Source organism: Rhodococcus antarcticus, assembly GCF_026153295.1.
Classification (GTDB): domain Bacteria; phylum Actinomycetota; class Actinomycetes; order Mycobacteriales; family Mycobacteriaceae; genus Rhodococcus_D; species Rhodococcus_D antarcticus.
In genome coordinates this window covers 78639-94474 of record NZ_CP110616.1, presented here as the reverse complement: position 1 = coordinate 94474, position 15836 = coordinate 78639, and the positions used below count along the sequence as shown (strand labels likewise).

At 69.2% G+C, this 15836-nt stretch carries 16 protein-coding genes and 1 riboswitch; of the genes, 11 read left to right on the top strand and 5 right to left on the bottom strand.

Annotated features, from left to right (window positions below; genetic code table 11):
• Nucleotides 1-49 precede the first annotated feature (49 nt).
• From RHODO2019_RS18415 to RHODO2019_RS18395, 5 genes are read left to right on the top strand one after another with little or no spacing between them, the layout of a single operon-like run.
• Nucleotides 50-544, top strand: a complete 495-nt coding sequence (locus RHODO2019_RS18415; RefSeq protein WP_265384959.1) for an RNA polymerase sigma factor — start codon at nucleotides 50-52, stop codon at nucleotides 542-544.
• Nucleotides 541-1170 carry a methylated-DNA--[protein]-cysteine S-methyltransferase gene (locus RHODO2019_RS18410; RefSeq protein WP_265384958.1) on the top strand — a complete coding sequence of 210 codons (630 nt, stop codon included), beginning with the start codon at nucleotides 541-543 and terminating at the stop codon, nucleotides 1168-1170. Before RHODO2019_RS18415 ends, RHODO2019_RS18410 begins: the two co-directional genes overlap by 4 nt.
• Nucleotides 1167-1922, top strand: coding sequence for a 2OG-Fe(II) oxygenase (locus RHODO2019_RS18405; RefSeq protein WP_265384957.1), 756 nt, complete (start codon nucleotides 1167-1169; stop codon nucleotides 1920-1922). The genes RHODO2019_RS18410 and RHODO2019_RS18405 overlap by 4 nt, the downstream gene beginning before the upstream one ends.
• Nucleotides 1919-2245, top strand: a complete 327-nt coding sequence (locus RHODO2019_RS18400; RefSeq protein WP_354005613.1) for an Ada metal-binding domain-containing protein — start codon at nucleotides 1919-1921, stop codon at nucleotides 2243-2245. Before RHODO2019_RS18405 ends, RHODO2019_RS18400 begins: the two co-directional genes overlap by 4 nt.
• Nucleotides 2242-2778: a type 1 periplasmic-binding domain-containing protein gene (locus tag RHODO2019_RS18395; protein ID WP_265384956.1), complete on the top strand. Its 537-nt coding sequence runs from the start codon at nucleotides 2242-2244 to the stop codon at nucleotides 2776-2778. The genes RHODO2019_RS18400 and RHODO2019_RS18395 overlap by 4 nt, the downstream gene beginning before the upstream one ends.
• 286 nt (nucleotides 2779-3064) lie before the next feature.
• On the opposite strand, the gene fmdA (RHODO2019_RS18390) is transcribed toward RHODO2019_RS18395, so the two are convergent.
• The 4 genes from fmdA (RHODO2019_RS18390) to RHODO2019_RS18375 all read right to left on the bottom strand — a co-directional run bounded on the left by fmdA (RHODO2019_RS18390) (nucleotide 3065) and on the right by RHODO2019_RS18375 (nucleotide 6441).
• Nucleotides 3065-4318: a formamidase gene (fmdA, locus tag RHODO2019_RS18390; RefSeq protein WP_265384955.1), complete on the bottom strand. Its 1254-nt coding sequence runs from the start codon at nucleotides 4316-4318 to the stop codon at nucleotides 3065-3067.
• Between the two features lie 58 nt (nucleotides 4319-4376).
• Complete coding sequence (locus RHODO2019_RS18385) at nucleotides 4377-4661, bottom strand: zinc ribbon domain-containing protein (RefSeq protein ID WP_265384954.1); 285 nt, start codon at nucleotides 4659-4661, stop codon at nucleotides 4377-4379.
• Nucleotides 4662-5278: 617 nt separating this feature from the next.
• A complete protein-coding gene (locus RHODO2019_RS18380; RefSeq protein ID WP_265384953.1) occupies nucleotides 5279-6094 on the bottom strand; it encodes an MOSC domain-containing protein in 816 nt (271 codons plus the stop codon).
• A 74-nt stretch (nucleotides 6095-6168) separates the two neighbouring features.
• Nucleotides 6169-6441 carry an FmdB family zinc ribbon protein gene (locus tag RHODO2019_RS18375; RefSeq protein WP_265384952.1) on the bottom strand — a complete coding sequence of 91 codons (273 nt, stop codon included), beginning with the start codon at nucleotides 6439-6441 and terminating at the stop codon, nucleotides 6169-6171.
• 314 nt (nucleotides 6442-6755) lie between these two features.
• On the opposite strand from RHODO2019_RS18375, the gene fmdA (RHODO2019_RS18370) reads away from it, so the two are divergent.
• The 3 genes from fmdA (RHODO2019_RS18370) to RHODO2019_RS18360 all read left to right on the top strand — a co-directional run bounded on the left by fmdA (RHODO2019_RS18370) (nucleotide 6756) and on the right by RHODO2019_RS18360 (nucleotide 9837).
• A complete protein-coding gene (fmdA, locus tag RHODO2019_RS18370) occupies nucleotides 6756-8015 on the top strand; it encodes a formamidase (protein ID WP_265384951.1) in 1260 nt (419 codons plus the stop codon).
• A 155-nt stretch (nucleotides 8016-8170) separates the two neighbouring features.
• Entirely contained in the window at nucleotides 8171-9187 is a 1017-nt protein-coding gene (locus RHODO2019_RS18365) for an alpha/beta fold hydrolase (protein ID WP_265384950.1), read from the top strand.
• 8 nt (nucleotides 9188-9195) lie between these two features.
• A complete protein-coding gene (locus RHODO2019_RS18360; protein WP_265384949.1) occupies nucleotides 9196-9837 on the top strand; it encodes an acetate uptake transporter in 642 nt (213 codons plus the stop codon).
• A gap of 79 nt (nucleotides 9838-9916) precedes the next feature.
• Here the strand turns inward: RHODO2019_RS18360 and RHODO2019_RS18355 are convergent, their stop codons facing one another.
• Nucleotides 9917-10342, bottom strand: coding sequence for a MarR family winged helix-turn-helix transcriptional regulator (locus RHODO2019_RS18355; protein ID WP_265384948.1), 426 nt, complete (start codon nucleotides 10340-10342; stop codon nucleotides 9917-9919).
• A gap of 188 nt (nucleotides 10343-10530) precedes the next feature.
• On the opposite strand from RHODO2019_RS18355, the gene RHODO2019_RS18350 reads away from it, so the two are divergent.
• The 3 genes from RHODO2019_RS18350 to RHODO2019_RS18340 all read left to right on the top strand — a co-directional run bounded on the left by RHODO2019_RS18350 (nucleotide 10531) and on the right by RHODO2019_RS18340 (nucleotide 15249).
• Nucleotides 10531-11631, top strand: coding sequence for a substrate-binding domain-containing protein (locus RHODO2019_RS18350; protein ID WP_354005615.1), 1101 nt, complete (start codon nucleotides 10531-10533; stop codon nucleotides 11629-11631).
• A gap of 808 nt (nucleotides 11632-12439) precedes the next feature.
• Nucleotides 12440-13300 (top strand): hypothetical protein, encoded by an 861-nt coding sequence (locus tag RHODO2019_RS18345; RefSeq protein ID WP_265384947.1) that lies wholly within the window; start codon nucleotides 12440-12442, stop codon nucleotides 13298-13300.
• Between the two features lie 239 nt (nucleotides 13301-13539).
• Nucleotides 13540-13627, top strand: a riboswitch (SAM riboswitch).
• A 296-nt stretch (nucleotides 13628-13923) separates the two neighbouring features.
• On the top strand, nucleotides 13924-15249 hold the full coding sequence (locus tag RHODO2019_RS18340) for an LLM class flavin-dependent oxidoreductase (RefSeq protein WP_265385032.1): 1326 nt from the start codon (nucleotides 13924-13926) through the stop codon (nucleotides 15247-15249).
• Nucleotides 15250-15836: the final 587 nt, after the last annotated feature.

The window sequence follows — 15836 nt, the reverse complement described above, 5'->3', positions numbered from 1 at the left end:
AGTGGGTCGAACCTCACGGAACCCGCCACCGAGACGTCTACGAGGTGTGATGCCCAAGCTGCCCTTCGACGCGGTCGTCGAGGCCCACGGTGCGACGGTGCTGCGTGTGTGCCGGGCTGTGCTGGGGCCGGTCGACGCCGACGACGCGTGGTCGGAGACCTTTCTCGCCGCACTGAAGGCCTATCCGGCGCTCCCTGCCGACGCCAACGTGCAGGCCTGGCTGGTCACGATCGCCCACCGCAAGGCGGTCGACGTTGTCCGGGCCACGGCACGACGCGCGACCCCCACCAGCGAACTCCCCGACACGGCACCGGCCCCTGCCGCGGACGACCCCGACCCCGACCTCGCCGACTGTGTGGCACGCCTGGCCCCGAAGCAGCGCCAGGTCGTTGCCTACCACTACCTCGCCGGTCTGCCCTACGCCGACGTCGCCACCCTCGTCGGGGGCAGCGCGGCGGCCGCCAGACGCGCGGGTGCCGATGGCATCGCCGCGCTCCGCACGTCCTACCCAGGCCTGAACGCCACGACGGGAGCACCACGATGACCATCGACGACGACCTGACCAGGGACCACCTGGTTGGCTGCCTCACCTTCGCCCACCCCGCCACCGCCGACCACCTGGAGGCGCTGCGCACCCGGCTGGCCGCGGCGGCGCAGGCCGCGGGGACCCTCGACGTCGCCTACCGCACCGTCGACACCCCAGTGGGACCGCTGCTGCTCGCGGCGACCGAGCAAGGCCTCGTGCGGGTGGCCTACGCCCGCGAGGACCACGACGCCGTGCTGCAGGCCCTCTCCGTGCGGATCAGCCCCCGCATCCTGCGGTCCTCGGTGCGCCTGGAGGAGACCACCCGCGAGCTGGAGGAGTACTTCGACGGACGCCGCCACAGCTTTGACGTCGCTCTGGACTGGCGCCTGTCGGCGGGGTTCCGCCGCGAGGTCCTGCACCACCTGCCCGAGATCACCTACGGCGCCACCGCCAGCTACGCCGCCGTCGCCGCCCTGACCGGCAGCCCGAAGGCGGTGCGGGCCGTCGGCACCGCCTGCGCCACCAACCCCCTGCCGGTGGTCGTGCCCTGCCACCGCGTGGTCCGCGCCGACGGTGCCCTCGGCGGCTACCTCGGTGGCGTCGACGCCAAGCGCACCCTGCTCGCCCTGGAGGCCGCAGCATGACCCCCACCCGGACACCCCGGTCCACATCGGCCGGCAGTACGGCAGCGCCCTGGCGGGCCCGGGTCGACGACGCGAGCTGGACCACGATTGCCGCGGACCTTGACGACACGGGGTGCGCTCTCATCGGCCCCCTGCTCAGTCCCGCCGAGACCACCGCGATCGCCGCTCTGTACGACGACGACACCCGCTTCCGGTCGACGGTCACCATGGCCCGGCACCGCTTCGGCGAGGGGCAGTACCGCTACTTCACCGAGCCCTTCCCCGACGCCGTCACCGAGCTCAAGCAGGCGCTCTACCCCCGGCTGCTGCCCATCGCCCGGGACTGGTGGACCCGCCTGGGTCGGCCCACCCCGTGGCCGGAGAACCTTGACGCTTGGCTGGAGATGTGCCACGAGGCGGGGCAGACCAAGCCCACCCCGATCCTGCTGAAGTACGGGCCGGGGGACTGGAACGCCCTGCACCGCGACCTCTACGGCGACCTGGTGTTCCCGCTGCAGGTCGTGATCAACCTGAACGCCCCCGGGACCGACCACACCGGCGGGGAGTTCCTGCTGCTGGAGCAGCGCCCCCGGGCGCAGTCCCGCGGCACGTCGACCACCATCCCGCACGGTCACGGCCTGGTCTTCACCACCCGTGACCGACCGGTGCGATCGGCGCGTGGCTGGTCCGCGGCCCCGGTGCGCCACGGGGTGTCGATGATTCGCTCCGGGCACCGCATGACCCTCGCCCTCGTCTTCCACGACGCCGCGTGAGCCGACCCGGACGTACCTACGTGCTGCACGACGCGGACCTGCATCCGTTCCCCAGCACGGTGCCCGGCCGGGTCGGTGGTCACCGCCGCTCCAAAATCTACGGGCGCCTGAGCTGCCCCACCGCCCTGCGGGCCATCGCCGCGGGCGGCTACGTGGCGCACCGGGTGTTCTTCGCCGACGAGCAGGCCGCGATCGACGCGGGGTTCCGTCCCTGCGCGGTGTGCATGCCCGCGGCCTACTCCGAGTGGAAGGCCAGGACGACTGCGCCGAAGACCCCACCCGGCATCACACCCGAGCGCGCAGCGGGGTCGGTGCCATCGTGAGCAACCACGAGCCGTCCCCCCGCATCCCCGACGCCGTGATCAAGCGCGTCGCCACCTCCGCCGCTGTCGCCCACCCTCATACCGACGCTGAGCTCGAGCGGGTGCTTGACCTCGTGGGCGCTGCGAGCACCGTGACCCTGGGCCACGGTCGCCACCCGGCGTCCTGGGCAGCCGTACAGGCGTTCGCCCTCGCCTGGGAGCGGCCCGGCCGCACCGTGCTCGACACCGTCACCTGGCCGGCCCAGGCGGCGTCCTGGCGCCGGGCCGCGCAACGCCTGATCGGCGGCGACCCCGACGTGCTGGTCGTGGCGGACACCCCGTCCGGCTGGGCCCAGGTGGCCCGCCGGCTCAGCGTCGACCACGGGTGGGACCCCACCCGGGTCGTCGGGTTCGCCGGGGTGGGCCACGTCGAGCTCGTCGAGCTTCTCGGACCGCGGACCATGGTGGGGATGACCGGGGCCACCGCCAGCGGCGACACCTGGACCCTGGGATCGGGCTTGCTGTTCGTGCGCAGCGCGCGGAGCAACCCGTGACAGGCCTGCGCACCGGCGCCGGGCGGGACTCAACGTTGATGTCGAGCACTGTCCCGGTGGCTATCAGCGAGGGTCAGCTACTCGTGATTCGGTGCGTCGATCTGCGGAGGCGGCCCCGCAACCGACGGCGATGTGGTCCAGCTCGTGGTGCGACGTAACCCGAGGTTTTCGCCGATCTCGGTCACCGCGCCGAGGAGTGGCGCAGCGAGCAGCCGAGGCGGTCGAATACCCAGATCGTCAGGGGCTCCCCGCCGCACCGGGGTGAACGGTGCGGCGGGGGCTGGTGTCAGAAGCTGGAGCGGGGAACGCCGATACCGGGGTTGATCTGGGTGGGGCCGCCCACCGAGGGGGTGAGGTCGATGTCGAAGATGGCCGTCGGCAGGTAGACCGTGGAGCAGGAGTTGGGGATGTCGACGACGCCGGAGAGCCGGCCTTCGATGGGTGCGGCGCCGAGGATCATGTAGGCCTGCTCGGGGCTGTAGCCGAACTTCGTGAGGTAGTCGATGGCGTGCAGGCAGGCCCGCTGGTAGCTCAGGTGGGAGTCGAGGTAGCGCTGCTCGCCGTCGAGGGTGACCGAGGTGCCGGAGAAGGCCAGCCACTGCGAGTACTGCGGGTCGGTGTTGCCGGGCATGAAGATCGCGTTCTCGCTGACGCCGTAGGTGTCCATGCCGCCGGGGATGATGTCGACGTGCAGGTCGATGAACCCGCCCATCTCGATGGCTCCGCAGAAGGTGATCTCGCCGTCGCCCTGGGAGAAGTGCAGGTCGCCCATGGACAGGTTCGCCCCGTCGACGAACACGGGGTAGAACACCCGTGTCCCCTTGGTGAAGTTCTTGATGTCCTGGTTGCCACCGTTCTCCCGGGGCGGTGCGGTGCGGGCCGCCTCGCCGGCCACCCGGTCGAACTCGTCGCCGGTGAGCGAGCCGAGGATCGCTGAGTCGGCGAGCGGGGGCAGCGCCAGCGGCGGGACCCGGTCGGGGTTGGTCGCGATGAGGGCGCCCTCGCGGGCGTTCCACGTCGACAGCAGCTTCGCTGAGGGTGCGGTGCCCATCAGTCCGGGGTGGACGATGCCGGTGAAGCTGACCCCGGGGACGTGCCGTGAGGTGGCCTGCTGGCCGCGGAAGTCCCAGATCGCCTTGTAGGCGTCGGGGAACTGTTCGGTGAGGAAGCTGCCGCCGTTCTGGGTGGCGAAGATCCCGGTGTAGCCCCAGCCCTGCCCGGCCAGGGGGCCGGAGTCCTCCTGGGGGATGGGGCCCAGGTCCACGATGTCGACCACGAGCAGGTCGCCGGGCTTGGCCCCGGTGACGTGGAACGGGCCTGAGAGCACGTGCACCCCGTTCAGCGGGGCGTCGCGGATGTCGTCGGCCGAGTCGTCGTTGTGGATGGCCCCGTCGAACCACTCCCGGCAGTGCACCCGGAAGGTGTCACCGGGCTTGACCGTGACGGGGGCGGGGATGTCGGGGTGCCAGCGGTTGTGACCGGTGATCTGCTGGTCGGTGAACGGCTTGGACGAGTCGAGCGGGAAGACGAGCTCGGGCACGGTGGGCACTCCTTGGTCGACGGCGAGGTCAGGGGCTGGACGGGCACAGGGGCTGGGTTCAGGGGCGGGGCAGCTTGCGGTGCAGCGGGTTCGAGGTCACCGGGGTGCCGCGCCGGCGTGAGGCGGGCAGGCGGGAGACCACCTCGGGCCGGTCGGCGCTGGCCTTGGTGCGGTCGATGGCACGGACGAGGTCGGCCCGGCCGGAACCCAGCCGCGGCGCGAGGAACACCCGGGGGGCCTCGTCCTCGCACGTGGGGCACGCGGCGCTCTGCGGAGCCTGACCCATCGGAGCGCGCAGGTCGAAGGCACCGTCCTGCGGGCACCGGTAGGCGTAGGTCACCACGACGGACCCTCCACTGACGTCGGGTCCTGGTCAGACTTCGCGCGTTGGAACGACCGGGCGCCCCCCTGGCCTGCAGTGCCGCGAAGGGATCTGCCGTTGTCCGTCGTCTCCCGGCTCCCGGTGGGCACCCGCCTCTCACGGGGCGGGCCCGTCCGTCGCGGCTTCCCCGTCCTCTGCACGCCCAGCGAGGCTCCGGACCACCGGGGAGGCGTGGCTCCGCGCACCGACGTGGCTGCGTCAGGTGGGTGGGCGGTGAACCAGACGGAACCGGCGACCCGATCGGCCAGCTCGAGGGGTGCCGTCCGCGCCATGGCGGTGCGTTGATCGACCCGTCCGCAACCGTCGCGGTGGTGCTCGTACCGAGGCATCAGCTCTCCAACCGATGGTGGGGCCGGCCACTGCACCGCCAGGGAACGACACAGAACTCCGGAGGATTACGACCCCGACACGACGCCCGCGAAACAAAACCTGACCCAGCCGTCACCGTGCTGTTCGAATAGTTTCCACAGGAAGGACCGTGTGGTCAAGGGAGTCGGAGTCGGTGTCGCCGCCGAACGGAAGATGACCCGAGCCGGGCACCCCGTGTGTGCTCGACGCCATGACGGCCCCGTCCCGGATCAGGCCAGGTCCTCCATCACGTGCGCGTCGTCGCCCACGGCGACCACGCCCGGCTGGTCGACGGTGGCGTACACGCCGAAGATGACGGTCCCGTTGTCCGGGAGGTGAGCCACGGGGGTTGTGAGATCGGTGGCGAGCTCGCCGCGGTACCGCACGATGGCCTTGAGGGTATTGAAGTCGACCTCACCGGTGTCGGGGCTCTCGTTGGTGACGACACAGCGGGGGACGGGGCCCACGACCCGCACGGTTGCACCGCCGATCCGTACGCGCCGGCCAACCCAGGTGTCTTCCTCGTGCACGTCGCAGCCGTCTACTTCGACGAGCATCCGGAAGCGTCGGTGGTCGAGCTGGGGTCCGTCCGGGGTGACGTTGCGCAGGTGTTGCAGGGTGGCTGTGGAGATGAGCGTGACCGGGTGGACGTCCACGGCCTCGCCGGGGCGGTCCACCGCGACGAGGTGCACCTGCTCACCAACGAAGTCGGTGAGCGCAGCAGACCAGGGCCCCTGCACGAGGTGCCCGTCGACCTCTCGTCCGTAGAAGTTCGTGTGCACCGCGTCGCCGAGCTCGGTGGCGGGGCCCTCGACGGGTGCACGGTCGGGGAACGTCAGGTGCAGACGCCGAGCTTGCGGGTCGTAGGCCGTAGTGAGCCGTACCAGCGGACCGTGGTGCTTGCCGTTGAACAGGTGTCCCTGCGCATCAACCAGGTAGAAGCGGCGGTTGTCCACCACTCCGCCCGCGGTCAGGGTCACCGCCTTTGACGGGAGCATTGCCGTCCCCTTGAGCGGGGTCGTGGACAGGCGAGAGATGCGGGGCATGGGTCTCCGTGGCTACGAGGTGGCGGTGGTCTGGGGCGCAGCGGGAGCCCGCGGCGCCCCATGCTGACCGGGGCTCAGTGGCGGTGGCCGCCGAGACCGTGCAGCCGACGACCGAGCGGCGGGCCGGTGACCACCGGCTCGCCACCGCGGGCACGGTCGACCCGGCTTCGCTCGACACGTCCCGCATCGCGCAGTGCGCCGTTGGGCACCGGTTGCGCTCCCACGCTGTAACGACGCTGGGCAAGTTCCGCACAACCAGGGCAGTGCGCGATCGAGCTGTCCTCCTGCATCGTGCGATGGAGGTCAAAGGGGCCGCAGCAGGAGCAGCGGAATTCGTACAGCGGCACGGATCATCCTTTCGTCTCACGGCGAGCACAGCGCAGCGGGTCCTTCGTACACCCTTGCCGTCACCAACTCTCGTTCTCGTGATCCCGTGCTTCCCGGGTAGCAGCAGCGGCCTCCCACGACGTGCGCACGGGTCGGATCTCGTGAGAGCAACCGCGCCCAGGCTGCGCGGTCGCCATCCTTGGTGGACCTCCTAAAGCGGACCGGACTGGACCTTGACGCCACCCCACGTCGTAGATATTTTCCCCATGAAGTACCTGGTGGTCAAGGGTCACCCACGGTCCACCAGATGTCAGCACGAGGAATGAGGAACTTCATGCCTGAGGTCGTTTTTGAGGTCAACCGTGATCTGAACGTGTCGATGCGTGACCAGGTGGTGCCGGGGCACAACCGGTGGCACCCCGAGATCCCGCCGGCGGCGACGCTGCGGACGGGTTCGACGTACCGGATCGAGTGCAAGGACTGGACGGACAACCAGGTCCGCAACGACGACAGCTCCGACGACATCCGGGACATGAACATCGACCCGTGCCACATGCTCAGTGGGCCGTTCTCCTTCGAGGGCGTGGAGCCTGGTGACCTGCTCGTGGTCGACATCGTGAACATCGGCCCGTTCCAGGAGCAGGCGTGGGGCTACACCGGGGTGTTCGCGAAGGAGAACGGTGGCGGGTTCCTCACTGACTACTCCCCGGGTGCGTCCAAGGCCATCTGGGACCTGGACGGGGTGTGGGCAAGCTCCCGGCACGTGCCCGGTGTCCGCTTCATCGGCAACTCCCACCCCGGGCTGTTCGGCTGCGCCCCCTCACCGAGCCTGCTCACCGAGTGGAACCGACGCGAGCAGGCGTTGATCGACCTGAACCCCGACCGGGTCACCGGTGACCAGCCCGCGAACTCCGGGGCCGTTCCCGGCGCACCGCAGGTCCCTGGTCTGGCCCTGCCCCCGCTGGCCAAGGACGCCCTGCTGGGCACCCTCAGCGGGGCGGCGTTCGACCGGGCCGCGGCCGAGGCCGTCCGGACGATCCCGCCGCGGGAGCACGGTGGCAACGTCGACATCAAGGACCTCGGCGTCGGCAGCCGGGTCTACATGCCCGTCTACGTCCCCGGTGGGCTGTTCTCGATCGGCGACCTGCACTTCGCCCAGGGCGACGGGGAGATCACCTTCTGCGGGGCCATCGAGATGCCGGGGTTCATCGACCTGCACTTCGACGTGATCAAGGGCGGCATGAACACCTACCCCTCGACCATGCCGTTCTTCAAGCCCGGGCGGGTCAGCCCGAACTACTCCGAGTTCCTCACCTTCGAGGGCATCAGCGTCGAGAACGGACGCAACTACTACCTCAACGCCACCGTCGCCTACCGCCAGGCGTGCCTCAACGCCATCAACTACCTCATGCCCGCCATGGGCTGGACCTTCGAGCAGGCGTACCTGTTCCTTGGTGCGGCCCCGATCGAGGGGCGCATCGGTGGGCTCGTCGACATCCCCAACTGCGCCGTGTCGCTGAGCATCCCGCTGTCCATCTTCGACCGAGACATCCTGCCCGGCGTCGCCGCAGGTCACGACCCCGTCACCGACTAGGGCGCCTACGCCCCCGATGACCGACCCGCCGACGTTGGCATTCGCGATGCCGGGCGCGGCCAGAAGGTGAACCGAAACCCCGCGCCGTCGGCACTGCGGCGCAGGTCCACCGCACGTCCCCACACCCCACCTATCTACCTCACCTGGGAGACCACATGCTGGACTACGACATCTTCGAGCTGGGCGACGTCCGCCTCAGCACCGGGCAGACACTGCGGGCCGCGAAGCTCGCCTACAAGACCTACGGGACCCTCAACGAGGACAAGTCCAACGCCATCGTCTACCCCACCTGGTACTCCGGGCAGCACCAGGACAACGAGTGGCTCATCGGCGAGGGCATGGCCCTGGACCCCAGCAAGTACTTCATCATCGTCCCGAACATGCTGGGCAACGGGCTGTCCTCCTCCCCGAGCAACACCCCCGCCCCGCACGACGGCGCCCGGTTCCCCAACGTCACCTTCTACGACCAGGTCGAGCAGCAGCACCGCCTCGTCACCGAGAAGTTCGGCATCGAGAAGCTGGCCCTGGTGACCGGGTGGTCCATGGGCGCGGGACAGACGTACCAGTGGGCGGTGAGCTACCCCGACATGGTCGAGCGGGCCCTTCCCTTCTGCGGCTCCTCCAAGACCGCGGAGCACAACGTCGTGTTCCTCGAGGCCGTCAAGTACGCCATCTACACCGACGCAGCCTGGCAGGACGGCATGTACACCAGCCAGCCCGTCAAGGGCCTGCGCGCGGTGGGCAGGGTCTACGCCGGGTGGGGTCTGTCGCAGGCCTTCTACTGGCAGCAGCTCTACGCGAAGGACCCCTTCGACTACGCCTCCCTCGAGGACTTCCTCGTCGGCTTCTGGGAAGGGCTGTTCCTCGCCAAGGACGCGAACAACCTGCTCGCCATGGCCTGGACGTGGCAGAACGGCAACGTCGGCAACACCCCCGGATTCGACGGGGACCACGAGCGCGCCCTGGCCTCGATCAAGGCCAAGACGATCGTGATGCCCGCCGAGAAGGACCTGTACTTCCCCCCCGAGGACGAGGAGTACGCGGTGGGCCACATCCCCGGGGCCGAGCTGCGGGTGATCCCGGGGGTCTGGGGCCACTTCGCCGGCGGCGGTGCCAACACCGTCGACACCGCGTTCATCAACGCTGCCCTGACCGAGCTGCTCGAGTCGTAGGAGACGCCATGACAACTTTGTCGGACTCACCGCCGGTCACGCTGCCCGACTTCCGGCCCGAAGCCGGCGTCGGCACCCCGCTCGCCGTCGGCGCCTTCGCCTTGTCCGTGCTGATGCTCGGGATCCCCAACGCAGGCCTCATCGCCCCCGCCGCGGTCACCGTGTTCGCGGCGGTCGCCTTCGGTACAGGCTTCCTGGGGCTGTTCGTCGGCGGCCTGCTGGAGCTGCGGGCCAACAACATCTTCGGTGGCAGCTTCGCGGTCTTCTACTCCGCGTTCCTGCTGACCACAGCGATCATGCTGCGCTTCTACGCCAGCACGATGGAGCCTGCAGCCTTCGCTGATGCCTTCGGGACCTGGCTGCTGCTGTGGTGCGTCTTTACGGTGATGCTGTCCTGGGGGGCCTGGCACATCAACATGCCCGCGTTCCTCGCCTTCGCGTTCCTCGCCGTCGCCTACCTCGTCCTCGGCCTGGCGAACTTCGTTCACGGTGACGCCGCCGCCGCGCTCAGCAAGGTCGGGGGCTGGGTGCTCATCGTCGACGGGGTGGTCGCTCTCTACCTGAGCTGGGCCCTCGCCGTGATCCCCATGGTCGGGGAGCGAATCCCCCTGTTCCCCCACCCCTACGGCGCGGCACGACCAGGAGCCTGACGGGTACGAGGACCTCGAGCGGTCACCGACGTCCCCGCAGGCTCGACGCCGAGGGTAACGGTGCGCCTCCTGACCCGGCTCAGCTGACCTTCTGGCTGAGCCGGGTCAAGAGGCGCGTCAGCTGCTCCAGGTCACCATCATCAGTCAAGGCCGTGAGCTCCTCCTGCTCAGCCTGCAGCAGCGGCGAAAGCCTCTCGTAGGCAACACGCCCCCGCGGTGCGAGATGAACAACGACACGTCGGCCATCGTTCTCATCGCCACGTCGATACACGAGGTTCGCGGCCACCATCGCGTCGATCAGCTTCGTGGCAGTCGACGCCGGCACGTCGAGGGAGGTCGCGACGTCGCGCATGGCGCTACCACCCCCGTCCACGAGCTGCGCAAGAACGCGCCACTCGTTCAACGAGCTGCCCGCTGCCGCTAGCTTCCGCGTGAGGCGGTCCGACAAGCGACGCTGCAGGTAGCCCAGCAACCCCGTCAACTCCACATCGTCGGGACCGATCACGGTAGATCCCCTCTACTGAACAAGTGGCGACGCGGGAGCTCACGCGACACCAGGATGACAATAATGTTAACCCGCCTTGCCCTTAGAGGCCGGGAAGGAGACGATGCGCACGAAGGTTCGCCTGCAGCACCCTCAGGCTCGTGCATCTCACTCAGCCGAAGCCTTCACGAGTACCTGCGTCGGTCGATGTGGAGGTCGATGCCGTGCCGTCGATTCACTACCCTTTACCCCGTCACCGCAACGAGGGTCCCGTCAGAGTCGGGCTCCTCATCCCACTGCAGGGACCTGCTGGCATCTTCGGACCATCCTGCGAGTTCTGCGCCGCACTGGCCGTGGACCACATCAACGCCGAGGGTGGGTTGCTCGGCCGTGAGGTCCAGCTGCAGGTCGTTGACGGCGGAGATGCACCGAGTCGGGTGGCGGACGAGGTGGACCGGTTGCTTCGAGACGACCAGATCGATGCCATCGTCGGTTGGCACAGCTCGGCCGTGCGCCAAGCTGTCGCGCCTCGCGTACGCGCACGAGTCCCGTACATCTACACCGCCCTCTACGAAGGTGGTGAGGTCACACCGGGACTCTTCATGACCGGCGAGACCCCCCACCGGCAGGTCCTGGCCGCGCTGAGCTGGCTGGCCCGCGAGGCCGACATCAGCCGATGGACCATCATCGGGGACGACTACGTCTGGCCACGGCGAACGGCAGCCGAAGCCACTGCTGCGGCAGCAGAATGTGGCGTCACCTTCGCCGATAACATCTTCGTCACCCCCGACATCAACACCCATTCAGCAGCTCTGCTGGAGTTGGAGCAGCGCGACTCTGACGGCGTGTTGATGCTGATGCTGGGTGAACACGGTGTTCAGTTCAACCGCCAGTTCGTCAGCGCCGGCCTCGATGAATCTCTCGCTCGACTGAGCCCGCTGATGGACGAGAACATGCTGCTCGCCGGCGGAACCAGCACCACCCGCAACCTGTACTCCACTGCCGGCTACTTCGAGACCTTAGCCACGGCGGAAAGCCTGGACCTCAGCGCCCGCTACGCACGGAAGTACGGTTCTGATGCGCCGGTCCTCAACAGCGTGGGTGAGTCCTGCTACGAAGGAATGCTGCTGCTGGCCGAGCTCATCGGCGGGGCACGATCTCTCGACGTTGCCAGCCTGTGCGCCAGCGCGCCCGGGACGATCTACTCCAGTCCCCGGGGCGAGGTCGCCGTCACCGGGCAGGACCTCGAACAACAGGTGTACCTCGCCCAAGCGGCAGGCTTGAATTTCGATATTCTCACAGCCCTCTAAGTTTAATTGGCTGAACCTGTTCACCTGTGCAGCGATAGATGTAAGGCGCTCATCGCAGGGACGGGGTAGTCGGGCTCGGGGCGTAGCGGACCATGGTCACCCGCAGCGCATAGCGTCCGTCCACTTCACAAGGCCCGCGGTGTGCAAGTCAGCCGCAGCGATGCCATCCACGCGTTCCTGACCAGGCTGCGCGCCGCCGGCCACCATGCCCTGCACCTGGACTGGCGCACCGACGACCTCGGGAACCCTGGGACGGACTGCTCGCCGACGCAGTCCTGCTGCACCTGGACCGGGCCCAGCTCGAGGACCTCTTGCACCGCGACCGACGCGCGGTGACCACCGACGGGGTCCTGGGTTTCACCCTGAAGAGGGCGACGGGTCGGGGTGGACCACCGACCAGCTCGACCAGCCCCACCCCTTCACCTGCTGGCACGAACCCGCCCTGCGCGAGGTCCTCGCCCGCATCGGGTGGGCGGTGCGACACCGGCACCACATCGACGGCCGATACGAACCCTGGCTCTACGTCTGCGCACTCGCCTACCAGCAGACTCGATGAACCCAACGCAGGACGCGACCAGTGGACTGCGGATGGCTCGGCCGGTAGAAGACTGCCGCGGCGACGGTCGAACCCGTCGGCCGATGCTGTGTGGCCGTCCCGCAAGGGATCCCCTGCGGGACGTCGCGGGCGGAACGGCCGAAAGCCGTGGGCGTCGTCGAAGCTGGTTCGACTGTCGGGACAGTGCCGTCTCACGTGGTGGAGGACACAGAGGCGCCCGTTCCCGTCGTTCGGCGGACCTACAGTGGGACCGTGCCGACCTTCACCGCGTCCGTTGACGGCGGCGACGACGACGACGACGCTGGCCTGACCGAAGAGCAGCGGGCTGCGCTCGTCCGCGCGTTCTCGACGCCGGCGTTCACGCGCTCAATGGAGCAGCTCCGGCAGCAGATCAGCAGCCCTCTCGAGGGGGCGCTCCAGCAGCTCAATCAGCAGGTGACGGCGGGAGTCACCGCTCAGCTGGAGCCGGTGCTGAGGGCGTCTAGGTTGCGGAATGAGGCCCTGATGAAGGCGATCCAGCCGCAACTTTCGGCTCAGGTAGCAGCGCCGTTGCGGATGCGGGCGGTCCTGGAACCGATGTTCGCGCAGATCGCGGAGCGGCAGAGGGAGTGGGCAAAGGCGCTCGCGGTGCCTCTGATGGCGAACGCCCACATTCAGTCGCAGCTCGCCGGCCTTGCGGTGAACTCGGAGTTCACCCGTTCGTTGGATCGAGTCAGTGCGCTGTCGCGGCTGCGTTTGGAGCTTCCGGACGCTGCCGGGTTCGATCGGTTGTCGGAACTGATCGACGAGGGCGAGTTCGATGCGGAGACGCTGTCGGCTGCAGAGGACGGCGTTGCTGCGGACGCTGAGCTGTCCGCAGCGATCGACGAGGCGGCCGAGGTGTTGTCCGAGGCTCGCCCCTGGATCTCACGCGTGCGGGCCCGTCAGATGGTGGTCGTGTGGGTGTGGCTGATGTGGACTGCGGCGTTGACGGTCGTGGCGGTGGCCGCGCCTTCAACGATCGCGACGTACGTGAGTCTCGCGGGGCTGCCGGCGGGTAAGGAGGCCGCGAAGAGGGCTGGCGAACAGTTCGACCGGCGCTTCCCGCCGGAGGACGAGCCGGTCGGCGGCTGAGCCCCGCCCGGTCAGTGTCGGCGCTTTGGGGTCAGCAGGGTGAGCCGAGTCATCATGCCAAGTGGCGGCGTCCTCGCAAGCGGATCCCCGTGCGAAACGGCGTGGATGTTCGGGGTGAGGGTCTGGAGAGGGTGACCACCGGTGGGCTGGGGCGGCGTCGAGCTCGTCAGGGTCACCCGCGCTCGCCTTCCCGGACACTGCTCGACCGGGAGGGAGCAGCCTGTGGTCTACTTCTGCCTCGACCATCCAGAGCGGCTGAGAGACCTGGCTCGACGACGCCGCAGCAACCATCGTTCGCGAAGGTGCTACCGCCAGGACCGATGGAGGAACACTGCTGTGAGCGCGTCGACCCGTGTCCTCGACACTCCCTCGCACGCCCCGCCGACTAGCGGTGCGCTGCGCCGCGTGGGCGCCGCGGGATCCGTCGGCACCACGATCGAGTGGTACGACTTCTATGGCTCTGCCGCTGCCCTGGTCTTCAGGCCCGCTCCGGAGACCCTGCACCGTGACCTGACTGCGCCGACCCGGGCACTCCCCGAGCGGGTCGTCGAGCCGGTCACTACGTGGGCGCGGGGGTACTGACCGTGGGCGCGAGCGACCGTATCCGGTTGTGTGCCTTCGCCATGGGGTGTGCCGGTCACCAGAGTGCGGGGTTGTGGACCCACCCGGGTGACCGCTCGACCTCCTACACCGATCTGTCGTACTGGACGGACCTGGCGCGGCTGCTGGAGCGCGGCGGGTTTGATGCCCTGTTCCTGGCCGACGTCCTGGGTGTCTACGACGTGCACGGTGGGTCGCGCGACACCGCGGTCCGTGCGGGGGCTCAGGTGCCGCTGATCGATCCGATGCTGACCATCCCGGCGATGGCCGCGGTCACCGAGCGTCTTGGGTTCGCGGTGACGTCGTCGGTGACCTATGAGCACCCCTGGGCCACGGCGCGCCGCTTCACCACCCTGGACCACCTCACCAACGGCCGGGTGGGGTGGAACGTGGTCACCTCCTACCTGGCCAGCGCCGCGCGCGGGTATGGCATGGGGGAGCAGGTGCCCCACGACCGGCGCTACGACCTCGCCGAGGAGTACGTCGAGGTGTGCGCCGCGCTGTGGGAGGGCAGCTGGGAGGACGGTGCGGTGGTCCACGACAGTGCCTCAGCCACCTTCACCGACCCGTCCAAGGTCCACGACGTCGACCACGACGGGGAGTTCTTCTCCGTCCATGGCCCTTTCCTGTGCGAGCCGTCACCCCAGCGCACCCCGGTGGTCTTCCAGGCGGGGGCCTCGGCCCGGGGGCTGGAGCTGGGCGGGCGAATCGCCGAGGTGGTGTTCGTCTCCGGGCCGACAACGGCGGCGGTGCGCACCATGGTCGACGGGGTGCGCGCAGCCGCGCAGGCCGCCGGGCGGGACCGGGGCGACATCAAGGTGTTGACGATGCTCACCCCCGTCCTCGCCGACACTGACGACGCCGCCTGGGCCAAGCACGCCGACTACGTCGCCCACTCCAGCCGGGAAGGTGCCATGGCCCTGTTCGGGGGGTGGACGGGGGTGGACCTGTCCGGGCTGGACCCCGACGCCCCCCTGGAGCACGTCGAGAACGATGCCACCCGCACCGCGCTGGCCGCCTTCACCACCGCCGACCCCCACGCCGCGTGGACGGTCGGCTCGGTGGCGGAGTTCGTGGCCGTCGGCGGGCGCGGACCGGTGCTGGTGGGCTCCCCGACCACCGTGGCCGACGAGCTCGAGCGGTGGTGCGAGGAAGCCGACGTCGACGGGTTCAACCTGGCCTACGCCACGTCGCCAGGCACCTTCACCGACGTCGTCGACCTCCTGGTCCCCGAGCTACGAGCCCGCGGCCGGATCCTGGAGCCCGAGGGGGCCACGCTGCGCGAACGCCTCGTCGGCGGAACAGCGCGGCTGTCCAACTCCTCATGGGTAGGCAAACACCGAAAGTAAATGCCCCCTCACCGGCCCGCCCGACGGCACCCCTGCAGCACCGGCACTGACCTGCTGGGCGCGCGCCGTCCCAGGGCCCTAGCAACGGGAGCGGTATCGATTGCCCCGCTGCACAACGCGTTTCGAAGTGCCGATAAGAGAGATTATGACAAGTCAGGAGCCTTGACTGGCTCTTCCGGTGCTACCTGCCCTCCCCGGTGTCCCGGTCCTTATGGGGGCCCACCGGCGGAGTCGTCGAACCTCTGGCCCGGACGCCCCTTGGTTTCGTGCCAGGCTCCCGCTGCCGGGCCGCCTCCACGGTGTGGCGCTGCCCGCGTATCAGCTGGCTCCCCGAGCGCCCCGGCAGGCTCTACTGCCCCACCCCGGGCACCCTCCATTGCACCGGCGCCGACCTGGACGGGTCCGTACAGCTGCTCGAGCACCGCGGTGCCCCGGTTCCCGGCGATGACCACCCGGGCGGCCGTGAGGTCCTGCACCTGGCGGCCGCGATGCTGCCTGCGCAGCCGGTCACAGTCGCGTGTTGACAGCCCGTGACTGCCATGTTGCACTGAGATCTACCTCACATCAAACTCACACCGTTGGCGAAC